The 18,598-nt window shown below is 75.0% G+C and carries 17 protein-coding genes; 10 read left to right on the top strand and 7 right to left on the bottom strand.

What is annotated here, in order from left to right; all coding sequences use genetic code 11:
- Positions 1 to 174: 174 nt before the first annotated feature.
- From ACI79V_RS03555 to ACI79V_RS03545, 3 genes are all read left to right on the top strand, one after another.
- Positions 175 to 852 (top strand): hypothetical protein, encoded by a 678-nt coding sequence (locus ACI79V_RS03555; protein WP_456886869.1) that lies wholly within the window; start codon positions 175 to 177, stop codon positions 850 to 852.
- Positions 853 to 991: 139 nt separating this feature from the next.
- Positions 992 to 1,723 (top strand): hypothetical protein, encoded by a 732-nt coding sequence (locus ACI79V_RS03550; protein WP_456886867.1) that lies wholly within the window; start codon positions 992 to 994, stop codon positions 1,721 to 1,723.
- 302 nt (positions 1,724 to 2,025) lie between these two features.
- Positions 2,026 to 2,388, top strand: coding sequence for a hypothetical protein (locus ACI79V_RS03545; RefSeq protein ID WP_456886865.1), 363 nt, complete (start codon positions 2,026 to 2,028; stop codon positions 2,386 to 2,388).
- A 42-nt stretch (positions 2,389 to 2,430) separates the two neighbouring features.
- On the opposite strand, the gene ACI79V_RS03540 is transcribed toward ACI79V_RS03545, so the two are convergent.
- Together ACI79V_RS03540 and ACI79V_RS03535 are read right to left on the bottom strand one after the other, a co-directional pair.
- Positions 2,431 to 4,782: a sulfatase-like hydrolase/transferase gene (locus tag ACI79V_RS03540; protein ID WP_456886863.1), complete on the bottom strand. Its 2,352-nt coding sequence runs from the start codon at positions 4,780 to 4,782 to the stop codon at positions 2,431 to 2,433.
- A gap of 308 nt (positions 4,783 to 5,090) precedes the next feature.
- Positions 5,091 to 6,422 (bottom strand): cation:proton antiporter, encoded by a 1,332-nt coding sequence (locus tag ACI79V_RS03535; protein ID WP_456886861.1) that lies wholly within the window; start codon positions 6,420 to 6,422, stop codon positions 5,091 to 5,093.
- Positions 6,423 to 7,023: 601 nt separating this feature from the next.
- Here ACI79V_RS03535 and ACI79V_RS03530 point away from each other — a divergent pair.
- Entirely contained in the window at positions 7,024 to 7,950 is a 927-nt protein-coding gene (locus ACI79V_RS03530; protein ID WP_456886859.1) for a formylglycine-generating enzyme family protein, read from the top strand.
- A complete protein-coding gene (locus ACI79V_RS03525; protein ID WP_456886857.1) occupies positions 7,947 to 8,174 on the top strand; it encodes a hypothetical protein in 228 nt (75 codons plus the stop codon). Before ACI79V_RS03530 ends, ACI79V_RS03525 begins: the two co-directional genes overlap by 4 nt.
- Positions 8,175 to 8,584: 410 nt before the next feature.
- Here ACI79V_RS03525 and ACI79V_RS03520 read toward each other — a convergent pair whose 3' ends face one another.
- Entirely contained in the window at positions 8,585 to 8,992 is a 408-nt protein-coding gene (locus ACI79V_RS03520) for a hypothetical protein (protein ID WP_456886855.1), read from the bottom strand.
- Between the two features lie 328 nt (positions 8,993 to 9,320).
- Between ACI79V_RS03520 and ACI79V_RS03515 the strand changes: the two genes are divergently transcribed.
- The 4 genes from ACI79V_RS03515 to ACI79V_RS03500 all read left to right on the top strand — a co-directional run bounded on the left by ACI79V_RS03515 (position 9,321) and on the right by ACI79V_RS03500 (position 12,761).
- Positions 9,321 to 10,040, top strand: a complete 720-nt coding sequence (locus tag ACI79V_RS03515) for a Crp/Fnr family transcriptional regulator (RefSeq protein ID WP_456886853.1) — start codon at positions 9,321 to 9,323, stop codon at positions 10,038 to 10,040.
- A gap of 16 nt (positions 10,041 to 10,056) precedes the next feature.
- Entirely contained in the window at positions 10,057 to 11,475 is a 1,419-nt protein-coding gene (locus ACI79V_RS03510) for an FAD-binding oxidoreductase (protein ID WP_456886852.1), read from the top strand.
- Between the two features lie 158 nt (positions 11,476 to 11,633).
- Entirely contained in the window at positions 11,634 to 12,221 is a 588-nt protein-coding gene (locus tag ACI79V_RS03505) for an HhH-GPD-type base excision DNA repair protein (RefSeq protein WP_456886850.1), read from the top strand.
- Positions 12,222 to 12,446: 225 nt separating this feature from the next.
- The gene (locus tag ACI79V_RS03500) at positions 12,447 to 12,761 is read left to right on the top strand and encodes a DUF3099 domain-containing protein (RefSeq protein WP_456874669.1); all 315 of its coding nucleotides are present in this window, start codon (positions 12,447 to 12,449) and stop codon (positions 12,759 to 12,761) included.
- Positions 12,762 to 12,764: 3 nt separating this feature from the next.
- On the opposite strand, the gene ACI79V_RS03495 is transcribed toward ACI79V_RS03500, so the two are convergent.
- Positions 12,765 to 13,649, bottom strand: coding sequence for a carbohydrate kinase family protein (locus ACI79V_RS03495; protein WP_456887197.1), 885 nt, complete (start codon positions 13,647 to 13,649; stop codon positions 12,765 to 12,767).
- The gene (locus ACI79V_RS03490; RefSeq protein WP_456886848.1) at positions 13,646 to 14,587 is read right to left on the bottom strand and encodes a pseudouridine-5'-phosphate glycosidase; all 942 of its coding nucleotides are present in this window, start codon (positions 14,585 to 14,587) and stop codon (positions 13,646 to 13,648) included. The genes ACI79V_RS03495 and ACI79V_RS03490 overlap by 4 nt, the downstream gene beginning before the upstream one ends.
- Before the next feature lie 89 nt (positions 14,588 to 14,676).
- On the opposite strand from ACI79V_RS03490, the gene ACI79V_RS03485 reads away from it, so the two are divergent.
- Positions 14,677 to 14,904: a DUF3039 domain-containing protein gene (locus ACI79V_RS03485; protein ID WP_089404133.1), complete on the top strand. Its 228-nt coding sequence runs from the start codon at positions 14,677 to 14,679 to the stop codon at positions 14,902 to 14,904.
- A gap of 69 nt (positions 14,905 to 14,973) precedes the next feature.
- On the opposite strand, the gene ACI79V_RS03480 is transcribed toward ACI79V_RS03485, so the two are convergent.
- A complete protein-coding gene (locus ACI79V_RS03480; protein ID WP_456886846.1) occupies positions 14,974 to 16,092 on the bottom strand; it encodes a YihY/virulence factor BrkB family protein in 1,119 nt (372 codons plus the stop codon).
- A gap of 101 nt (positions 16,093 to 16,193) precedes the next feature.
- Positions 16,194 to 18,569, bottom strand: coding sequence for a VanW family protein (locus ACI79V_RS03475; RefSeq protein ID WP_456886844.1), 2,376 nt, complete (start codon positions 18,567 to 18,569; stop codon positions 16,194 to 16,196).
- Positions 18,570 to 18,598: the final 29 nt, after the last annotated feature.

Here is an 18,598-nt window from a genome sequence, read left to right as displayed (position 1 = left end):
GGCAGCTCATCCCGGACGGGTGACGGCCGGTGACGAGGGTGCCCCGATGCTTGCCGAGGGCATCGGCGCCCTGGGGCCACGCCGGACGGTCCACCCGACCGGTCCGACGACGAGGCTCGCCGGGGAGCCGGGTCCTCCGAGCAGGCCCGCCGGCGAGAGGAAGACGGTGGTGCGATGGACCGCCCGGTCGACCCACGCCGGCACGGCGAGCCGGAGAGCTACACGTGGCCGCTGCTCGCCATCGTCGCGGTCATCCTGCCGCAGGCGCTGATACCCCCGGGGGATCGGATCGGGCCACCGCTGGTCGTCCCGGCCGTGGAGGGCATCGCGCTGTTGGTGCTGCTCGGCATCGCGGCGAGACCCGGTCCGGTTCCCCGAAGCGCCCGCTCGGTCGTGCTCGCACTGTTCGGGATCCTCGTGCTGGCGAACGCCGTCGCGGCCGTACGGCTGACGACCCTCGTGCTCGGGAACGGCGAGGTCGACGGTGTCCCGCTCACCGTCGGTCGGCTGCTCGTCGCGGCCGTCCTGGTCCTGGTGGTCAACGTGGTCACGTTCGCGCTGCTCTACTGGCAGCTGGACGGGGGTGGGCCGGCCGGTCGCGTCGCGGAGCCGCCACCCTTCCCCGACTTCCAGTTCCCGCAGACGGGTACACAGGGCCTGGCAGCGCCGGGGTGGAGACCACGGTTCGGGGACCACCTGTACCTGGCGTTCACCAACCTGGTCGCCTTCAGCCCGACCGACACGCTGCCGCTGACCCTCCGGGCCAAGGGCCTCATGGCGCTGCAGTCGTTGATCTCCCTGGGCGTCCTCGTGGTCGTCCTCGCCCGGGTGGTCAACATCCTGCCCGCCTGAGCCTGCCGTCCCGTCGGGTTCCCACGTCGGACGGATCACGGGCGCCGCCGGGTCCCCGGGCCACCCGCGGGGGATGAGGTCCGGTCCGGCCGTCGCTCCCATCCTGGACACCCGCACCCCGGGACCGAGGGAGGGAGCGATGGGCGCCGCACCCGACGACGGCGGCGACACGCGGGCCACCGCCACCCAGCCCCCTGCTCCGCGGGACGCCCCGGACCACATCGCCCCGCCCGCCTCCGGGGACGACGGTCGCGCGCTCCGTCGCCGGTCGATGCTGGAGTTCGTGGCCGTCGTCGTCCTGTCGACGACGACCATCCTCACCGCCTGGTCGGCCTTCCAGGCCAGCAAGTGGGGTGGGGCCATGTCGATCGCCTTCAGTCAGGCGTCGTCGTCCCGGATCGAGGCGGCGCGCCTCGACGAAGCGGGGGACGTGCGCATCTCCAACCACATCGGGTTGTGGACGCAGTGGGCCGCGGCCGTGGGGGCCGGTGAGGTGCCGGTGGCCGACTTCCTCGTCGAGCGGTTCCCGGAGCCGCTCGCGACCGCGCACCGGGACTGGCTCGCGGCGGGGGGCGCTGCGGAGGGAGCTCCCGGCTCACCGTTCGAGATGGCGTCGTACGTCCTGCCCGAGAAGGTCGAGGCCGGCGCCGCGGATGCGCGCGCGGACGAGCGGTTCGACACCGCCCTGGCGAACAACCAGCGCAGCGACAACTACACGATCCTCACGGTGCTGTTCGCCGCCGTGCTGTTCTTCACGGCGATGTCCGCCCGGGTGAGGTCGCTCGCCTCCCAGTACGTGCTGCTGGGCTCGGCTGTCGCGCTCGGCGTGGTCGGTGTGGCCCTCCTCGTCTCGTTCCCCAAGCTGGTGTGACGGCGGGACTCGGCGCAGCACCGGGGACCGGCTGCCGCGGGAGCAGGCCCCGACCCCGTCGACCGCGTTCCGCGGCAGGTCCACCCCCGCGGCGAGGGCCGGTGTCCGGGCGCCGGAGGCGACCCGGGGCGCTCGTCCCTGCTCCCCCGCGGTGGGCGATGCAGCCGCACGGGCCGACTCCCAGCCGTCGACGGCCCGACGCCGCATCCGCATGCGAGCGGGCGGAGCGGGGTAGACCCCGGCCGAGTGCGCACGACATGCGGTCAGCCCAGCCGTCGGCGTGACGGACGGCAGGGAGTCACGTGGCTCGACGGTCACCGGATGCGCGGGCGGCGGAGATCGCCGCGGCGCTGGCGCCCTACGGCTGGCGGGACCTCACCGCACGGATGCTGGCCCGGCAGGTCGTCGGCGCCGTGGACCGGCACGCGGTCACGCACTTCCTCGCCGGCTTGTCCGGGACGCGCATCGGGCCGGCCGGACCGGTGGAGCCCGCCGACCGCGGCGACGAGCGGGTCGACGTCCTGGTGCGGTTCCTCGGGGCCCGGCACTGGCGCGGGCTGTCCCTGGACCGGGTGTGCGTCGATCTGGTGCGGGTGCTGGAGGGGTGGCAGGCCGAGCGCGACGCCTCCCCCTGGAGTGCGCGCGGCCCCCTGGGCGAGCGCTGACCCCGGCCGCATCGCCGGGGCCGGCGCTTCCCGGGGAGCGGTTCACTGGCGCGCCATCGCCATGCGCACCTCGCTCTCGCTGTCCTCGATCAGGTCGCCCGATACGTCGATGGTCACGCCGTGCAGGGAGCCGGTGAACCGGAACGGCGACGGGTACTCCGGGGTCACGGGCGAGCCCGGGTTGGCGCCGCAGGTGAGCGCGCCGGGGTTGATGATGAACGGCGTCGTGACCGGGGCGTCCGCGTCGGCCACCAGCTGCCGGTCGACGTAGAGCTGGAGCCGCCCCGGTGCGCCGCGCCCGTGCGGCAGGTCCGGCTCACCCGTGGGCTCGAACTCGAAGCGGAGCTCGTGCGCGCCGGACGGCACCGGCTCGGGGGACGAGACGCGGTGGAAGCTGCGCCCGACGTAGTTGTGGACGTAGTGCAACCGGCCGTCCTGCACGAAGAAGGAGTAGCCGCCGGCCGCGGTGCCCTGGGAGAGCAGGACGCCCTCCGCGCCGCCCTCCGGGATCTCGACGCGGGCCGTGATGCTGTGCGGCCGGTTGAGCACCCGCGGACCGGCGAAGAACGGGACGGACTGGGTGTTCGGGATGTAGGTGTAGCGGCTCCGGGCCGGGGCGGCCTGGGGCTTCTCGGCGATCAGGCGCTGCAGGGCGCTGCCGTCGATCGGCATGACGCCGTACTTCCCCGCCTCGACGTACCAGGTCGCGATGAGGGCGATGAGCCGGTCGCGGTTCGCCGCCGCGACGTCGTCGTTCTCCGCGAAGTCCTCGTCGACGTGGTACAGCTCCCAGCCCCGGCTGTCGAGCTCCGAGAGCCGTTCGGCGGAGATGGGCTCCCCGAACGGGATGCCCGCCTCGGCGAACGAGGGGCCCGGCCAGGGGCAGACGGCGCGCCAGCCGTCGTGGTAGACGGCCCGGTGCCCGAGCATCTCGAAGTACTGGGTGTGGTGGTCGCTCGGGGCAGCGGCGTCGTCGAAGCTCTTGGCGAAGCTGACGCCGTGGAGTGGTGCCTGCGTCACCCCGCGGATCGTGGCCGGCGGCTCGATGCCCAGCACGTCGAGGACGGTCGGCACCATGTCGATGATGTGCGCGTACTGCGTCCGGACCTCGCCCCGGGCCTCGATGCCCGCTGGCCAGGAGACGATGAACGGGTCGGAGGCACCGCCCCGGTAGGTCTCCCGCTTCCACCGCCGGAAGGGCGTGTTGCCGGCCCACGTCCAGCCCCAGGGGTAGTGGTTGAAGGTCCGGGGGCCGCCGATCTCGTCGATGAGCGCGAGGCTGTCCTCGAGGGACTCCTGGGCGTTGTTGAAGAACTGGGCCTCGTTGGTGGTGCCGGTGGGGCCACCCTCGGCGCTGGCGCCGTTGTCGGAGACCACCATGACGATGGTGTTGTCGAGGTCTCCCCGCTCTCGGAGGAAGTCGAGCAGCCGCCCGATCTGGGCGTCGGTGTGGCTGAGGAAGCCCGCGTACACCTCCATGAAGCGGCTGAACAGCCGGCGCGCGCGTGCGGGGAGCGAGTCCCACTCGGGGACGTCCGGGTCGTGCCGGGAGAGCACCGTCCCCGGCGGGACGATCCCCTTCTCCTGCTGGGCGGCGAAGACCTGCTCCCGGTAGGCGTCCCACCCGTCGTCGAAACGGCCGGCGTACCGGTCCGCCCACTCCTTGGCCACGTGGTGGGGAGCGTGCCCGGCTCCGAAGCACAGGTGCAGGTAGAAGGGCTTGCCTGGATCGACCTGCCGGGAGTCGGCGATGAACTGGATCGACCGGTCGACCAGGTCCGCGCTGAGGTGGTAGCCCTCTGCCGGTGTGGCCGGCGGCTCCACCTGGTGGTTGTCGTAGACGAGGTCCGGATACCACTGGCTGGTGTCACCTCCGAGGAAGCCGTAGAAGCGCTCGAACCCGCGGGCCAGCGGCCAGCGGTCGTAGGGCCCCGCCGCGGTCTCGTGGGCGCTCGGCGTCAGGTGCCACTTGCCGACCATGAAGGTGTTGTAGCCGTGTGCCAGCAGCATCTCGGAGAGGAAGCCGTTCTCGAACGGGATGATGCCGTTGTAGCCGGGGTAGCCCGAGGCCAGCTCGGTGATCGCCGCCATGCCGTTGCTGTGGTGGTTGCGCCCGGTCACGATGCAGGATCGGCTGGGCGAGCACAGCGCCGTCGTGTGCATGTTGCTGTACCGCAGCCCGCTCGCCGCGAGCCCATCGAGGTTCGGCGTCGAGATGGGGCTGCCGTAGCAGCCGAGCTGTCCGAAACCGACGTCGTCCAGCACGATCACCAGCACGTTCGGCGTTCCGGGGACGGCCCGCACGGGCTGCGGCCACGCGGGACTGGACTCATCGGTGGTCCGGCCGATGACGCCGGGGAAGGTGGTCCCGGCCGGGTACTCGTGCAGTGCCATGGTGGACTCCGGTCTCCTGGGGCAGTCGGTGCAGCCACACCACCAGCCCGGCCCTCCGCGCGCGCCGCCCAGACAGGATGAGTCGCGGTGTCGGGGCGCCCCGGGGACGTGTGCCGCCGCGTGCCATCCGGGTCCGGCCGCCGTCTGGCAGGCGGCGTCCGCCACCGGTGCCCCTCCCGTCGCGCGTTCCACGGCTCCCCGCACGCCGGGTGCACGGCGCAGCCGCCCGGGGCGGTGGTACCGCGACGCGGCTGCGCCGGACAGGAGGCGGCGCGGGACTGCCGTCGCCGGCGCGGGCGCGCGGTCCCTCATCCGCGCCGGCGTGGCGTGCTCGCGCCGGCTGCCTCCGGGACCGGCGACCGTGGGTCGACGGCGGGCGTGGGTCCCGCCGGGCCCTCCCGCAGTGCCGGGTCGACCGCGAGGGCGGCGGCGTGCCACGCGCCATAGGCGCGGGCGGCCCAGGCGGCGCTCGCGCCGTGCAGCACGACGCTGAGTCCGACGGTGAGCGCGACGACGTCCACGACGAGGTCCGCCGCCGGCGGGCCGTCCTCGAGCAGCAGCAGCGCGAAGACGATCGACGCGAGCCCCCGGGGCCCGAACCAGCCGACGTAGAGCACAGTGGGCAGCCGCAGGCGGCTGCCGGCGAGCGCTGCCGCCACCGGCAGCATCCGCACCACGGTCAGGCTCAGGACCGCGTACAGCGCCGTCCGCCAGTCGGTCGCGGACAGTGCCGGGCCGAGCAGGACGGCGCCGAACAGGAAGAAGCTCAGGGACGCGAGCACGTCGCCCACCTGCCGGGCGAACCCGATCACGCTCGCCGGGCCGTCGGGAGCCGCGACCGGGCGAGGGGCCGAACGGCGCCAGACGACGCCGAAGACCAGACCCGTCACCCAGGCGGTGATGAAGCCGCTGCCGTCCAGCGACACGGTGACGCAGTAGCCGAGGACGGCGAAGCCGAGCGCCGGCACCTGGCGCCAGTCCTCGTCCACCCAGCCCCGCGTCGTGCACCAGGCCAGCAGCCGCGCGCCCAGCCAGCCGACCGCGATGCCGACCGCGGTGCTGACCCCGAGGGCGAGGGCGAACACCTCGACCGCCCGGGCGCCGCCGGTGTCGCCCGTCGCCGCGGCCAGCAGCACGACGAAGAACGGCAACGCGATCCCGTCGTTCAGCCCGCTCTCGACGTTGAGCCCCTGCCGGACCGTCGCCGGGACGCGGGGGTCGGCGATCGCGGGCTGCCCGAGGGCCGCGTCCGTCGGCGCGAGGACCACGGCGAGGAGTGCGAGCTCCGCCCACGAGAGGCCGGGGAGGAGCCGCCATGCGCCGATCGCCCCCAGGGCCATGGTCAGCGGCAGCCCGAGTGCCAGCAGGCGCAGCGGGAGGGAGTCGTCGCGCCGCAGCACCGACCACCGCACGGTGCTCGCGTCGGTGAACAGGACCGCCACCAGCGCCATCTCGAGGAGGAGCGTCACCGCCTCCGAGTCGCGGGCGAGGTCGACGAGGTCCAGGCCGACCGGACCGCAGGCCAGCCCGGCCGCGACCAGGACGATGGGCCCCGACACCGGCGTCGGGGCGAGTCGCCGCGACGTCAGGGCCACGGCGCCGACGGACACCGCGGCGGCGGCCGCCGCCCATGCACTCACGGCCCGGTCGCCACGCCTGCGAGCGCGGTGCCGACGTCGCCGGGCCCACGTCCGCGCGTCGTGCCGCCTGCTCGTCCGGAGCCGTCCACCCGGCCAGGGTCCGGCGGACCGGTCCGCCGGACCTCACCTGCGGTGGATGAGAGGGAGGACGGCGCGAGGGACGTCTGCGTGCACGGCGGTGCCGGGTGCACGGCCGCCCGCGCCGGGGTCCTCCGTCGGGGGAGAGCCGTGCGCACGACCTGCCGGGCCGGACGCCCCGCGCGGCTCGGGAGCCCCTCCGCGGTGGCAGACTCCCTCACCCCAGGAGGGGGAGGACCTCCCGGCGGCCCCCGACGACGCTCGGGACACCGTCCGGGGTGGGGAGTGTGGTCGTGTCCGAGCCGTTCCGCGGTGCCGGGGACCCCGGCGTCCGCGACCCGACGCCCGATCGGGCGCCGTCCTCCCGACCGGTCCCCCCGCCGGCGACGCCGGACCCCGACCGGACCGCGGCGCCCGGTCCGGGCCCCGGCAGGTGGCACACTCCCGTGCCGTCCTCACCCGTGTGCTCCTGCGTCGACCTCGAGCGCGAGGCCGTCGCGGTGCCCTCCCGGGGGTGACCACCGTGACCGGGTCCGTCCGGAACGGCGCCGTCCTGGTGCGGGGCGGGGAGTTCCGGATGGGCAGCGACCGGTTCTATCCCGAGGAGGCGCCGGTCCGGACGGCGGTCGTGCCCGACCTGTGGGTGGACCAGCACCCGGTCACGAACGCCGAGTTCCGGCGGTTCGTCAAGGCGACCGGGCACGTCACCGTGGCCGAACGCGCTCCCGACCCGCGCGACTTCGCCGGCGCCGACCCGGCCGACCTCGTGCCGGGGTCGCTCGTCTTCCGGCCGACCGCCGGGCCGGTGCCGCTGGACGACTGGACCCGCTGGTGGCACTGGACGCCGGGAGCCGACTGGCGCCATCCGGAGGGTCCCGGGTCGACGCTGCACGGCCGCGACCGGCACCCCGTCGTGCACGTCGGCCTCGAGGACGCCGCGGCCTACGCCGCCTGGGCCGGCCGGCGGCTGCCCACCGAGTCCGAGTGGGAGCACGCGGCGCGCGGGGGGCTCGACCAGGCCGTCTACGCCTGGGGCGACGACCCCGAGCCCCGCGGCCGGGTGATGGCCAACCGCTGGTTCGGCCGCTTCCCCTGGGAGAACCTGCAACCGCACGGCTTCGAGCGCACTTCGCCGGTCGGGCGGTTCCCCGCCAACGGCTTCGGGCTCTCCGACGTCGCCGGCAACGTGTGGGAGTGGACGACGACCGGCTGGCCGGACGCCGGGGACCGGCCGCCCGAGGTCCCGCACGGCTGCTGCGGCCCGCATCCACCGGCGCTCACCGAGCACTCCCGCCGGGTGATCAAGGGCGGTTCGCACCTGTGTGCGCCGTCGTACTGCCTGCGCTACCGGCCGGCTGCCCGTCAGGGACAGGAGGTGCGCAGCACGACGGGCCACGTCGGCTTCCGCTGCGTCAGCGACGACGTCCCGGTCCGCGTCGGGAGGGCGTGAGCTCTAGGAGCAGCTCGGACCGGGTCGTCCCGGAGCTGGCGGCATGCCCGTCCTCGCCCGACGCATCGGTCTACGAGGTCGTCCTCGGCTGGGACCCGACCGCCGTACCGGCGGACTGGCGGTCCGCGCGCCACCGGTACTTCACCCTCAACTGGATCCGCGGTGCCTTCACCTGGATCGCCTTCGGCCGTTTCCTGGCCGCCGGATATGCCTACGTGACCTGACCGCACGTCGAGCCAGGGCGGGACCGGTGGTCACGGCCATGGAACGTGCTCCCCACGGAGCAACGGGTGGAGTGCAGGTGCGCAACACCGCGCTGAGCCTCGCGGGGCGGCTGGGTCCCGTGCGACGCAGCCTCGCCATGAGCTTGTCGGAGCTGTCCACGGCCCGTACGCCCGGGAACGAGCACGAGCGGGACTCGCTGCTGTCGCACGTGCGAGGCGGGTGACCACGGGAGTAGACGACCCGGGATGGTGGCCCGTGACGTGCGAGGTCACCTTGCTGCGGCTGCCCGACCCCGACCGGCAGCTGGTGCGCGGCAGCCTCATCGACATCACCGGCCGGCGCGAGGCAGAGGCCGCCCGCGCGGCGGCCATCGCCGAAGAGGCCGCCCGGCGGGCCGCGGAGGCCAGCGTCACCCGGCTGCAGGCCATCGGCGGCCGATCTCCTGGGCGATCAGCGGTGCCTGCGCGTCGGACCTGAGCGCAGTGGACACGAGCACGTCGGTGGAGAGGGCGGCGAGGCCCATGCGGGACCCGATGCAGAAGACCTGGCGCAGGCTGGTCCGGTCGACGTCGATGGACAGCAGCGCGATGCGGTGGAGGAGGTCGTCCGTCAGGTCGTCGCGGAGCTTGGCGGCCCGCTGCCTGCCGCTCATCCGGACCAGGCTGCCGCAGGGCCGGCAGAGGGGTCCGGCCGACTCGTGGTAGCGGCTGGGGCCGACCGGCTCGTTGCAGCGGTGGCACAGGGTCTCGGCGCCTGGCGCGGTCGTCGGGATGGCGGGGGAACTGTGCGCCCGGGTGGGCGGGGTGTGCTCGCTCATGGAAAGCGACCGTCGCCCGGGCGCAGCGTTGCGCAGTAGGCCGGCTGGGGAGGTCCCTTCATCCACCCTCGCGGCAACGCCATCTGCGATGAGCACGGGGTCCACTGCGGCAGACTGCCCGCGTGCCGCAGCTCCGCATCGCCCAGGACGACGCCGCCGACGAGCTGCTCGGGCGGGATCCTCTGGCTCTCCTCCTTGGCATGCTGCTCGACCAGCACATGCGTCGACGAAGCAGTGGGCGGGGCACTGCGGGGCCGGACACGCGTTCCGCCAACGGCGCGAGGCCTGAACCGCCCGGCGCCGTCCGGTAGAGCCCTACGGTGACCGGATGGACGACGGCGTCCGGTCCGCGCTCGCCGCTTCCAGCCTCGCGCGGCTGCCCGGCCCGACGACCCAGCGGCTGCTAACTGGGGCCCGACTGGTGCGGATCCCGGCCGGCGCCGTGACGCATCGGGAAGGTGAGGAGACCGCGCACCTGGAACTGGTCATCGACGGCCTCGTCCGTGCCTTCGTCACCGCCCCGGACGGTCGCACGCTGACCGTGCGGTACTGCCGGTCCGGTGCGCTCATCGGGGCGGTGTCGATGTACGCGTCAGCGTTCCGCATGCCCGCCGGCATGCAGGCGATGGTGGACGTGCGGTTGCTCCGCTTGTCCCCGGAGGTCGTGCGGCGGGCGGCACACGACGATCCCTCGGTTGCCGAGGCCCTCCTGCGCGAGCTCGCGGACAGGGCGCTCACCTACATCCAGGAGATCACCGGCAGCGCGTTCTCCAGCGTGCGCCAGCGGGTCGCCCGCCACCTGCTCGACCTGGCCGCCGGCGAGGCGAGGGTCGGGGGTCCGGCCCGACCGGCGCTCACGGTCCCGGTCAGCCAGAGGCAGCTGGCCGAGTCCGTCGGCACCGTGCGCGAGGTCGTTGTGCGCGTGCTGCGTGATCTGCGGGAGGCGGACATGATCCGCACGCGCCCGGATCACATCGACATCCTCGACCCGATCCGGCTCAGTCGGGAGCAGGGTGGAACCCGGGTTCCTGCGCCCGCCGGCCGTTGAGCCCACACTGCCGGGCATGACCACCACCATCGGTTCGGGCCGGCCTCCCGTCCGGGAGATCGGCGCCTCGGCCCTCAACGGACTCCGTGCCGCGCTGATGGGGGAGGTGATCGCTCCCGGGGAGGGCGGGTACGACGAGCACCGCCGGGTATGGAACGGGTCGATCGACCGGCGCCCGGCGTTGATCGCCCGCTGCGCCGGTGTGGACGACGTCCGCGCCGCGCTCCGCTTCGGTCGGGAACACGGGCTGCCGATCGCCGTCCGCGGTGGCGGGCACAGCTTCCCGGGACTGTCCACCGCCGATGACGCCCTGCTGATCGACCTGCGCCCCATGTGCAGCGTCCGGGTGGACCCGGACGCCCGGGTTGCCGGCGCGCAGGCCGGCGTGCTGCTCGGTGAGATGGACGCGGCCACCCAAGAGCACGGCCTCGCCGTCCCGGCCGGCATCGTCTCGCACACGGGGCTGGCCGGGCTGACCCTCGGCGGCGGCATCGGCTGGATCATGCGGAAGTACGGCCTGACCGTCGACTCGCTGTTGTCGACCGACGTGGTCACCGCCGACGGCGAGTTCGTGCGCGCGAGCGAGGACGAGAACGCCGAACTCTTCTGGGGGTTGCGCGGCGGGGGCGGCAACTTCGGGATCGTCACCGACTTCCGGTTCCGACTCCACCCGCTGGGCCCGCAGGTGATGGCCGGCGCGACGTTCTGGCCGATGAGCGAGGCCGAGCGGGTGCTGCGCTTCTACCGCGACTGGATCGCCGGCTGCCCGGACGACCTCATGACGCTCGTGGTTCAGCGACTTGCTCCGCCACTGCCCGTCGTCCCCACCGATCTGGTCGGTCGGCCGGTGATCGCCGTCGTCGGCTGCTACGCCGGCGACGTCGACATCGGCGCGCGGGTTCTCGAACCGATGCGCACCTTCGGCACGCCGGTGCTGGACGTGTTCGCGCCCAAGCCGTTCGTGACCCACCAGAAGATGTTCGACCCGTCCTTCCGGCACGGCTGCTGGTACTACGTCCGTTCCTGCGACGTAGCCGAACTCGGTGACGACGTCATCGACATCGTCGCGGAGCACGGGCGGCGGATCAGCTCACCGCTGAGCAGCATCGCGCTGTGGCAGATGGGCGGCGCCGTCGCCCGGGTCGACAACGACGGCACGGCCTTCCACGGCCGCGACGCCGGGTTCACCTTCAACATCAACGGCAACACGGCGACTGCGGAGGGGTTCGACGGGCAGCGGCAGTGGGCCCGCGACTACTGGGAGGCACTGGCGCCCTTCCACACCGGCGTCTACGTCAACTTCCTCATGGAGGAGGGGGACGTTCGCGTCCGGCAGGCGTACGGGAGGGCGAAGTACGAACGCCTCCGTGAGCTGAAGCGGACGTGCGACCCGGCGAACGTGTTCCGGCTCAACCAGAACATCCGCCCGGACTGAGCCGGGGCTGCTCTCGGGCACGCCCACGGGCATGCCCGCAGTCCGCCGGGCTCGACCGGGCGCGGAGCCGACGGCTCCTCGCCGGGGCCCGGGCCGTGGACGCGGACGGGTGGAGCCCTCGACTGGCAACGCGACCGTCCTGCGGCACGATCTCCGGTGTGCCGACCCTCCGCATCGCCCAGGACGCCGCCGCCGACGAGCTGCTCGGCCGCGATCCGCTCGCGCTGCTCCTGGGCATGCTGTTCGACCAGCAGTTCCCGATGGAGCGCGCCTTCGCCGGACCCCGGCTGCTCGCCGACCGCCTGGGCGTGGACACCCTCTCGGCGGCCGCGATCGCCGACGCCGACCCCGACGAGCTGGCCCGGGTCTTCCAGGGGCCGCCCGCCGTGCACCGCTACCCCGGCTCGATGGCCGCCCGCGCCCAGGCGGTCTGCCGGGTGCTCGTCGAGCGCCACGACGGCCGGGCCGACCGCCTGTGGTCCGACGTGCCCGACGGCGCGACCCTGCGGGCGAGGATCGGCGAGCTCCCGGGCTTCGGCGCGCAGAAGGCGAGGATCCTCGTCGCGCTGCTGGGCAAGCAGTACGGCGTCACCCCGCCGGGCTGGCGCGAGGCGGCCGGGCCCTATGGCGAGGAGGGCTCCCGGCGCTCGGTCGCCGACGTCACCGGACCTGAGTCGCTGGCCGAGGTCCGGGCCGCCAAGCAGGAGGCGAAGAAGGCCGCGAAGGCCGCCGGGACGACCGGCTGAGCAGCGGCGGGAACCGGCACCCGAACGTCCGCGGAGGCACCTGCACGGCCCCTCGCGCGGTGGCACGATGGAGCGCGGACCGGGGGATCCTCGGGGCCCGGCCGACGGAGGACGGGCTCCCGACCCGCACAGGCGACACCGTGCCGCCTCTGCCCCGATCCGCGAAGGGGATGGGTGCACGTGGCCTCGAGCCAGCAGTCCGCGCGAACCCGCAGGGCCGAGCCGGTGCTGATCACGCAGGCCGAACCGAGCCTGGTGGAGCAGCACGCCGCGCGGAAGAAGCGGTACATCCTGACGATGGCCGTCCGCGCGGTCAGCCTGGTGCTGGCCGCGGCCTTCTACCAGATCCTCTGGCTGGCGATCCTCTTCGCCGTCCTCGGCACCGTGCTGCCCTGGATCGCCGTCGTCATGGCCAACGACCGGCCGCCGAAGAAGAAGCTCGACGCCCACCGCTACGTGCCGCCCCGGCCCGACCGCATCCTCGAGGCCCCGGACCGCGAACGCCGCGTCATCGAGGGCGGCAGGGTCATCGACGGCTGACCCTCACCGCGCGCCCGGCCGCCCCACCACGCCGGCCGCCCGCGAGAGCCCGGCGTCCAGCGCCGCGGCCGGGTCCCCGCCGGGGTCGGCCAGCCACACCGCCAGCAGGCCCGCCGTGAACGCGTCGCCGGCGCCGGTCGTGTCGACGACGTCGGCCGGGTGCGCGGGACGGTGCACCAGCGCGGCGCCCGACGCCCACAGCGCGCCGTCGGCGCCCAGGGTCACCGCCACCGCGGCGTGCCGCCGCGCGAGCGCCCGGGCGGCGTCGGCCACGTCGGCGCAGCCGGTGAGCAGCCGCGCCTCGTCGGCGTTGGGCAGCAGCAGGTCGGCCCCGTCGGTGTCGGCCAGCCAGCGGTCCACCCCGTACGCGGTGAGCGGGCCGGTGGACGCCGGGTCGAGCGAGACCGTGCACCCGGACGCGTGCGCCGCGGCCAGTGCGCCCAGGCCGGCCGCGCGCGGCCGCTCGTCGAGCAGCGTGTAGCCCGACAGGTGCAGGTGGCCACCGGGCCCGGGCGCCGGGACGTCGTCGGCCCGCAGGTCCAGGTTGGCGCCGCGGTCGGCCAGCATGCTGCGCTGCCCGGCGGGGTCGACCAGGCTGACGATCGTGCCGCTGGCCGCGCCCGGCACGGCGCGCACCGCGAGCGCGACCCCGGCCGCGGCCAGCTCGGCCACCAGGGCGGCCCCGGCCGGGTCGTCGCCCACGCAGCCGGCGAGGACCACCGGGAGGCCGAGCGCCGCCAGGTGCGCGGCCACGTTGGCCCCCGCCCCGCCGCCGCGGCTGCGGATGGTCGCCGGCCGGTCGGAGCCGGGTGCGGGCTCCCCGGCGAGCACCACGACGACGTCGGTGGCGAGGTCGCCGACGACGACGACCGGCCGCCCGGTGCTCAGCGCGCCGCCCGGGCGAGCGCGGCGGCGATCCGTCCGGCCAGCTCGGCGTTGCGCAGCACCAGCCGGACGTTGACCGCCAGCGTCGCGCCCTCGCTGGCCCGGTGCAGGTGGTCGAGGACGAACGGCGTCACCGCCTTGCCGCGCACCCCGGCGGCCTCGGCCGCGGCCAGCGCGTCGGCGATGACCCGGTCGTGCAGCCCCGGGTCGAGCTGCTCGTCTGCCGGCAGCGGGTTGGCGACGACGACCGCACCCGGGGTCAGGTCGCGCCGGGCGGCGAGGACGGCGGCGGCCTGCTCGGGGCTGTCGACCGACCAGTCCAGGGCCGAGCCGGAGTCGGCCACGTAGAAGCCGGGGAAGCGGGCCGTGCGGTAGCCGACGACGGTGATCGACAGGCTCTCCATCCGCTCGAGCGTGGCCGGGACGTCGAGGATCGACTTCACGCCGGCGCAGACCACGGCCAGCGAGGTCCGCGACAGCGCGGTGAGGTCGGCGGACTCGTCGAAGGTCTCGGCCGACTGGCGGTGCACGCCGCCGAGGCCGCCGGTGGCGAACACGCCGATCCCGGCCACCGCGGCCAGCAGCGCGGTGCTCGACACGGTGGTCGCGCCCGACGAGCCCAGCGCCGCGGCCACCGGCAGGTCGCGGACGCCGAGCTTGGCCAGGTCCGGGTCGGCGCAGACCCGGTCGACCTGGGCGGCCGTCAGCCCGACGTGCGGGACGCCGTCGAGGACGGCGATCGTCGCGGGCACCGCGCCGCCGGTGCGCACGGCGGACTCCACCTCGTCGGCGGCGGCCCGATTGTCCGGGCGGGGGAGGCCGTGGGCGAGCAGCGTGCTCTCGAGGGCCACGACGGGGGCGCCGGCGTCGAGCGCCTCGGCGACCTCGGGGGACAGGACCAGGTCGGCGGGGGCGGCGGCATGACGGGGTTCGGCGCTCACCCTGCCATCATGGGGGGAGGCGGTCAGCGCCCGGCCGCACCCTCGGCCGGTCGACCGCCGGGACCCGTCGCCCAGCCTGGGAGCAGTTCGTGAGCAGCACCGACATCCTCGAGAAGCCCGACGTCCGCGAGGGCGACACCGGCAACGCCAACGAGGTCTTCCACTACGTCCGCAAGAACAAGATCGCCGAGAGCGCGGTCATGGGCACCCTCGTCGAGGCGCTCTGCGGCGAGGTCTTCCCGGTGACCAAGTCCCCGAAGCCGGGCAGCCCCGTCTGCCCCGCGTGCAAGGAGATCTACGAGCAGCTGCGGAAGTGAAAGGACCCCCTCGCCCCCCGACCGTCGCTCCGCTCGGGTCGGGTCCCTGCGAGGGGCCGTCCCAGCAGGTCAGCGGAGGCCGAGGCGCCTGGCCTCCGCCTCCAGCTCGGCGGCCCGGCGCCGCTGCGCCCGACGGCTGTGCCGGCGCAGCGGCGCCGGCCAGCGCTCCTGGATGGCGGCGTTGAGCTCGGCGCCGAGCAGCACGGCCATGCCGAAGAAGAACAGGAACAGCAGCGCCGCGATCGGGGTGGCCAGCGCTCCGTAGGGCAGGGCGGCGACCAGGATGTCGGACACGTAGAGCCGCAGCAGGGTCGCGGCCACCATGAAGAAGCCGACGGCCAGCAGCGTGCCCGGCAGGTGCCGTCGCCAGGGCAGCCGCCGGGGCAGGACCACGTGGTAGAAGCTGGTCAGCGCGAGCAGCAGGCCCACGACCACCAGCGGCCAGTAGACGGCGTTGACCAGCATGGTGGCGGTGTCCTGCCACTCGGCCGGCAGCAGCCCGACCAGCACCCCGCGGCCGAGCACCAGCAGCGGCAGCATGAGCACCGCCAGCACCAGGCCGACGACGAACAGCCACAGCGCCATGAGCCGGGTGGCGATCGGCCCGCGGACGTCGCGCTGGTCGTAGGCGATCACGATCGTGTTCATGAACGTCGCGGTCGCCGAGGAGCCGGCCCAGAGGGTCAGCAGGAAGCCGAGGCTGACGACGTCGAGCCGCCCCGAGGTCAGGATGTCGGAGAGCGTGGGCCGCACCAGCGTGTCGACGACGTCGGCGGTGAGCACCTCGCTCGAGGCGTCGACCAGGGTGTCCTCGATGGTCTGCACCGCCTCGGCGCCGATCCAGTCGCCGAGGTAGCCCAGCGACCCCAGCAGCGCGATGAGCAGCGGCGGCACCGAGAGGATCTGCCAGAACGCGGCCTCGCCGGACAGGCCCAGGATCCGGTCCTGCCACGCCTTGGCCACCGTGCGGCCGAGCACCTGCAGCGGCACCCGGACCACCGCCGGCCAGTGGTCGAGCCGCCCCGGCGCGGGCGGCTCGGCGCGACCGGTCCCCGGGTCGGCCGGGACCGGGTCGGCCGGGACCGGGGAGCCGGCGGGGGCGGCGACGGGGTCCGGTGCGGGGACGGCGCGGCCGTCCCCGGCCGGCCCGCCGGTGCGGGGCGGCCCGCCGGCCCGCACGGTGCTCACCCGGCCAGTGTGCACGCCCGGGCGGCCCGGCCGCTGCCGCCGGGCAGCGGCCGGGACCGGTGTCCCCCCGTCGGACGAGACCGGAGCCGGGGTCGGCGCGGTCAGGCCGTGGGCTCGGCCGGCGGCGTCGCGGCGTCCGGCGCGGGCGGGACGGGCGCCGGGTCGGCCGGCGGCGGGGCCACGCACCGGATGACCGCCTCGGCCGCGTAGGACGTCTCGAAGGTCTCCCGGCGCACCTCGGCGCCCGACTGCAGGTCGCGGAAGACCCGGGTCACCGTGACGTCGAAGCCCTGCGCGCCGCCCTGCGGGATGCAGTTGCCGTCGTCGACCTTCTCCTGCACGGCCGGGGTGCGGACGTTGCGCCGCGGACCCTCGAGCGCCTCGATCTCGTAGCGCTTGGTCCCGTAGAAGGTGACCGTGATCGACCCGCCGGAGGCACCGGGGGTCCACTGCGTGTCGACGTAGATCCCGGTGTCGGTGTCGTTGCGCCACTGCAGGTCGATCTGGCCCTCGTACACCGTGGCCTCGCGACCGGCGGGGTAGCGGCTGATGTAGAAGCTGTGCGGCTTGTGGAAGACGTCCTCGAGGCCGGCGAAGAAGACCGCGTTGAACATCGTGGTGGCGAACTGGCTGATCCCGCCGCCCACGGCGGTCGACAGCTCGCCGCCGCTGATCACGTTGGCCGGCACGTAGCCCTGCGCGGTGCCGCGCGGGCCGGTGTACCCGTTGAGGCTGAACGTCTCGCCTGGCAGCACCAGGGCGCCGTCGACCTCCGCGGCCACCGTGCGGATGTTGGTGGCGCTGGCGTTGTTCGTCGTCGTGGTCGTGAAGGAGCTGACCTCCTCCCGGATGCCCAGCGCCTCGGCCTCCTGGGTGGTGAGGCCGGCCGGGACGGCGCCGAGCTCGGCGGTGACCGTCCGCGGGGCGGGGTCGGGCAGCACCTCGAGCAGCTGGCCGGCCAGGGCGTCCGGGTCGACGCCGGTGCCGTCGACCGAGGGGACGACGCGCACGGTCTCGCCCGTGATCTCGAAGCGGGCGTCCTGGGCCGGGGTGCCGAACGCCGCGAAGTCCTCGCCCATCGCCGTCTGCAGCGCGGCGGGGTCGACGGCGACGGCGAGCTCACCGCTGTCCTGCGGGGTGAAGGTCAGCGACGCCGCGATGGCCTCGGCCGGGATCTCCACCGAGGTGGCGCCGTCCTGGCTGGTCACGGTGATCGGGGCGGCCAGCGCGGGGGTGACCGTCTCGTCGAGGACCCGCTGCGCCTCCTCGGCGCCGACCCGGACCGGGGTGACGTCGACCGGCAGCTCGATCGGGGTCTGCGGGTCGCCGCCGGAGGCCAGCGCCGTGGTGATCGCGTCGGCGGCGCCCTCGCGGTCGAGCGTGCGCCCGTCGACCGGCTCGACCACCGACGGCGTGGTGCCCTCGAGGACGACGGTGGCGTCGACCGGCGCGCGGTCGACCTGGGTGGCGATGGTGTCGACCTGCGCGGCCAGCGAGGTCTCCTCGGCGGTGACCACCGGGGTGACCTCGCGCTCGTCGACGAGCGACACCAGGCGTGTCCACGGGTTCAGCGGCTGGTCGCCGGCGGCGTCGACGGTCGCGTCGACGTCGAGGGCGATCCCGGCGGTGGCGGGGGAGAGGGTGGTCTCGACGTCGTCGGCGACGACGACGTGGTCGGCCGCGACCCGCGGCGCGAGCTGTTCCTCGAGCTCGGTGGCCGCCGCGGCGCGCGACAGGCCGCCGATCTCCACGCCGGCGACGACGGTGTTGCGGGGGACGTCGTCCCCGGCCACCAGCAGGTCGACGCCGTAGCCGGCGCCGAGCACGGCGAGCAGTCCGGCGGGGACGAGCGCGGCGGGACGGCGCCACCAGGGACGGCGCGGGCGGCTCGGGCCGGCCGGGGGTGCGGGCGGCCCGCCGGCGTCGCCGGCAGTCCCGGTGGGCGTGGTTGACACCGGGGCGGGGGCGGGAGGCGGGCCGGCCGGCACCGCGGCTCCGGACAGCGTGACGGTGTCGGAGAGGTCGGTGTCCGCGGGCTCGGTGCCGGACGGTGCGGTGCCGGACGGTGCGGTGCCGGACGGTGCGGCCGGGACCGGTTCGGCGAGGTCGACCGGCTCGGTGGCGTGCGACGCGTCGGCGTCGGTGCCGGCGTCGGCGGCGGGGCCGCCGGTCAGCGTGACCGTGTCGTCCACCGGGTCGGGCGCGGGGGTCTCGCCGCCGGCGTCGTCCGCGGCCGGGGTGGCCGGTGCGGCGACCGGGCCCGCGTCCTCGGCGGAGGCGAGCGCGGCATCCCCGGCTGCGGGCTCCCCGGCCGTGTCGGCGGGGGCGGCGGCCGCGGGAGGCGCCGGCGGGAGAGGGGTGTCCGGACCGACCGGCCCGCGGTCGCGCGGGACCGGCCGGGTGTCGTCGGAGAAGCCGCCGGTCTCGGTGGTCTCCGGCGCGGTGGCCTCGGGGGCGGGGGCAGGGTGCTGCGGCATCGGGGGTTCCTCGGGTCGCCGTCGACCGG

It is taken from the genome of Geodermatophilus sp. SYSU D00700 (assembly GCF_054050255.1).
Note: the sequence above shows the minus strand (reverse complement) of the source record. Positions and strands in the feature narration are given on the sequence as shown.

What these genes read in the sequence shown, in the direction of transcription:
- ACI79V_RS03555 (WP_456886869.1), top strand. Translation starts at nt 175, where the DNA reads ATGGACCGCCCGGTCGACCCACGCCGGCACGGCGAGCCGGAGAGCTAC.
- ACI79V_RS03510 (WP_456886852.1), top strand. Translation starts at nt 10,057, where the DNA reads ATGACCACCACCATCGGTTCGGGCCGGCCTCCCGTCCGGGAGATCGGC.
- ACI79V_RS03475 (WP_456886844.1), bottom strand. Translation starts at nt 18,569, where the DNA reads ATGCCGCAGCACCCTGCCCCCGCCCCCGAGGCCACCGCGCCGGAGACC.
- ACI79V_RS03540 (WP_456886863.1), bottom strand. Translation starts at nt 4,782, where the DNA reads ATGGCACTGCACGAGTACCCGGCCGGGACCACCTTCCCCGGCGTCATC.
- ACI79V_RS03550 (WP_456886867.1), top strand. Translation starts at nt 992, where the DNA reads ATGGGCGCCGCACCCGACGACGGCGGCGACACGCGGGCCACCGCCACC.
- ACI79V_RS03515 (WP_456886853.1), top strand. Translation starts at nt 9,321, where the DNA reads ATGGACGACGGCGTCCGGTCCGCGCTCGCCGCTTCCAGCCTCGCGCGG.
- ACI79V_RS03520 (WP_456886855.1), bottom strand. Translation starts at nt 8,992, where the DNA reads ATGAGCGAGCACACCCCGCCCACCCGGGCGCACAGTTCCCCCGCCATC.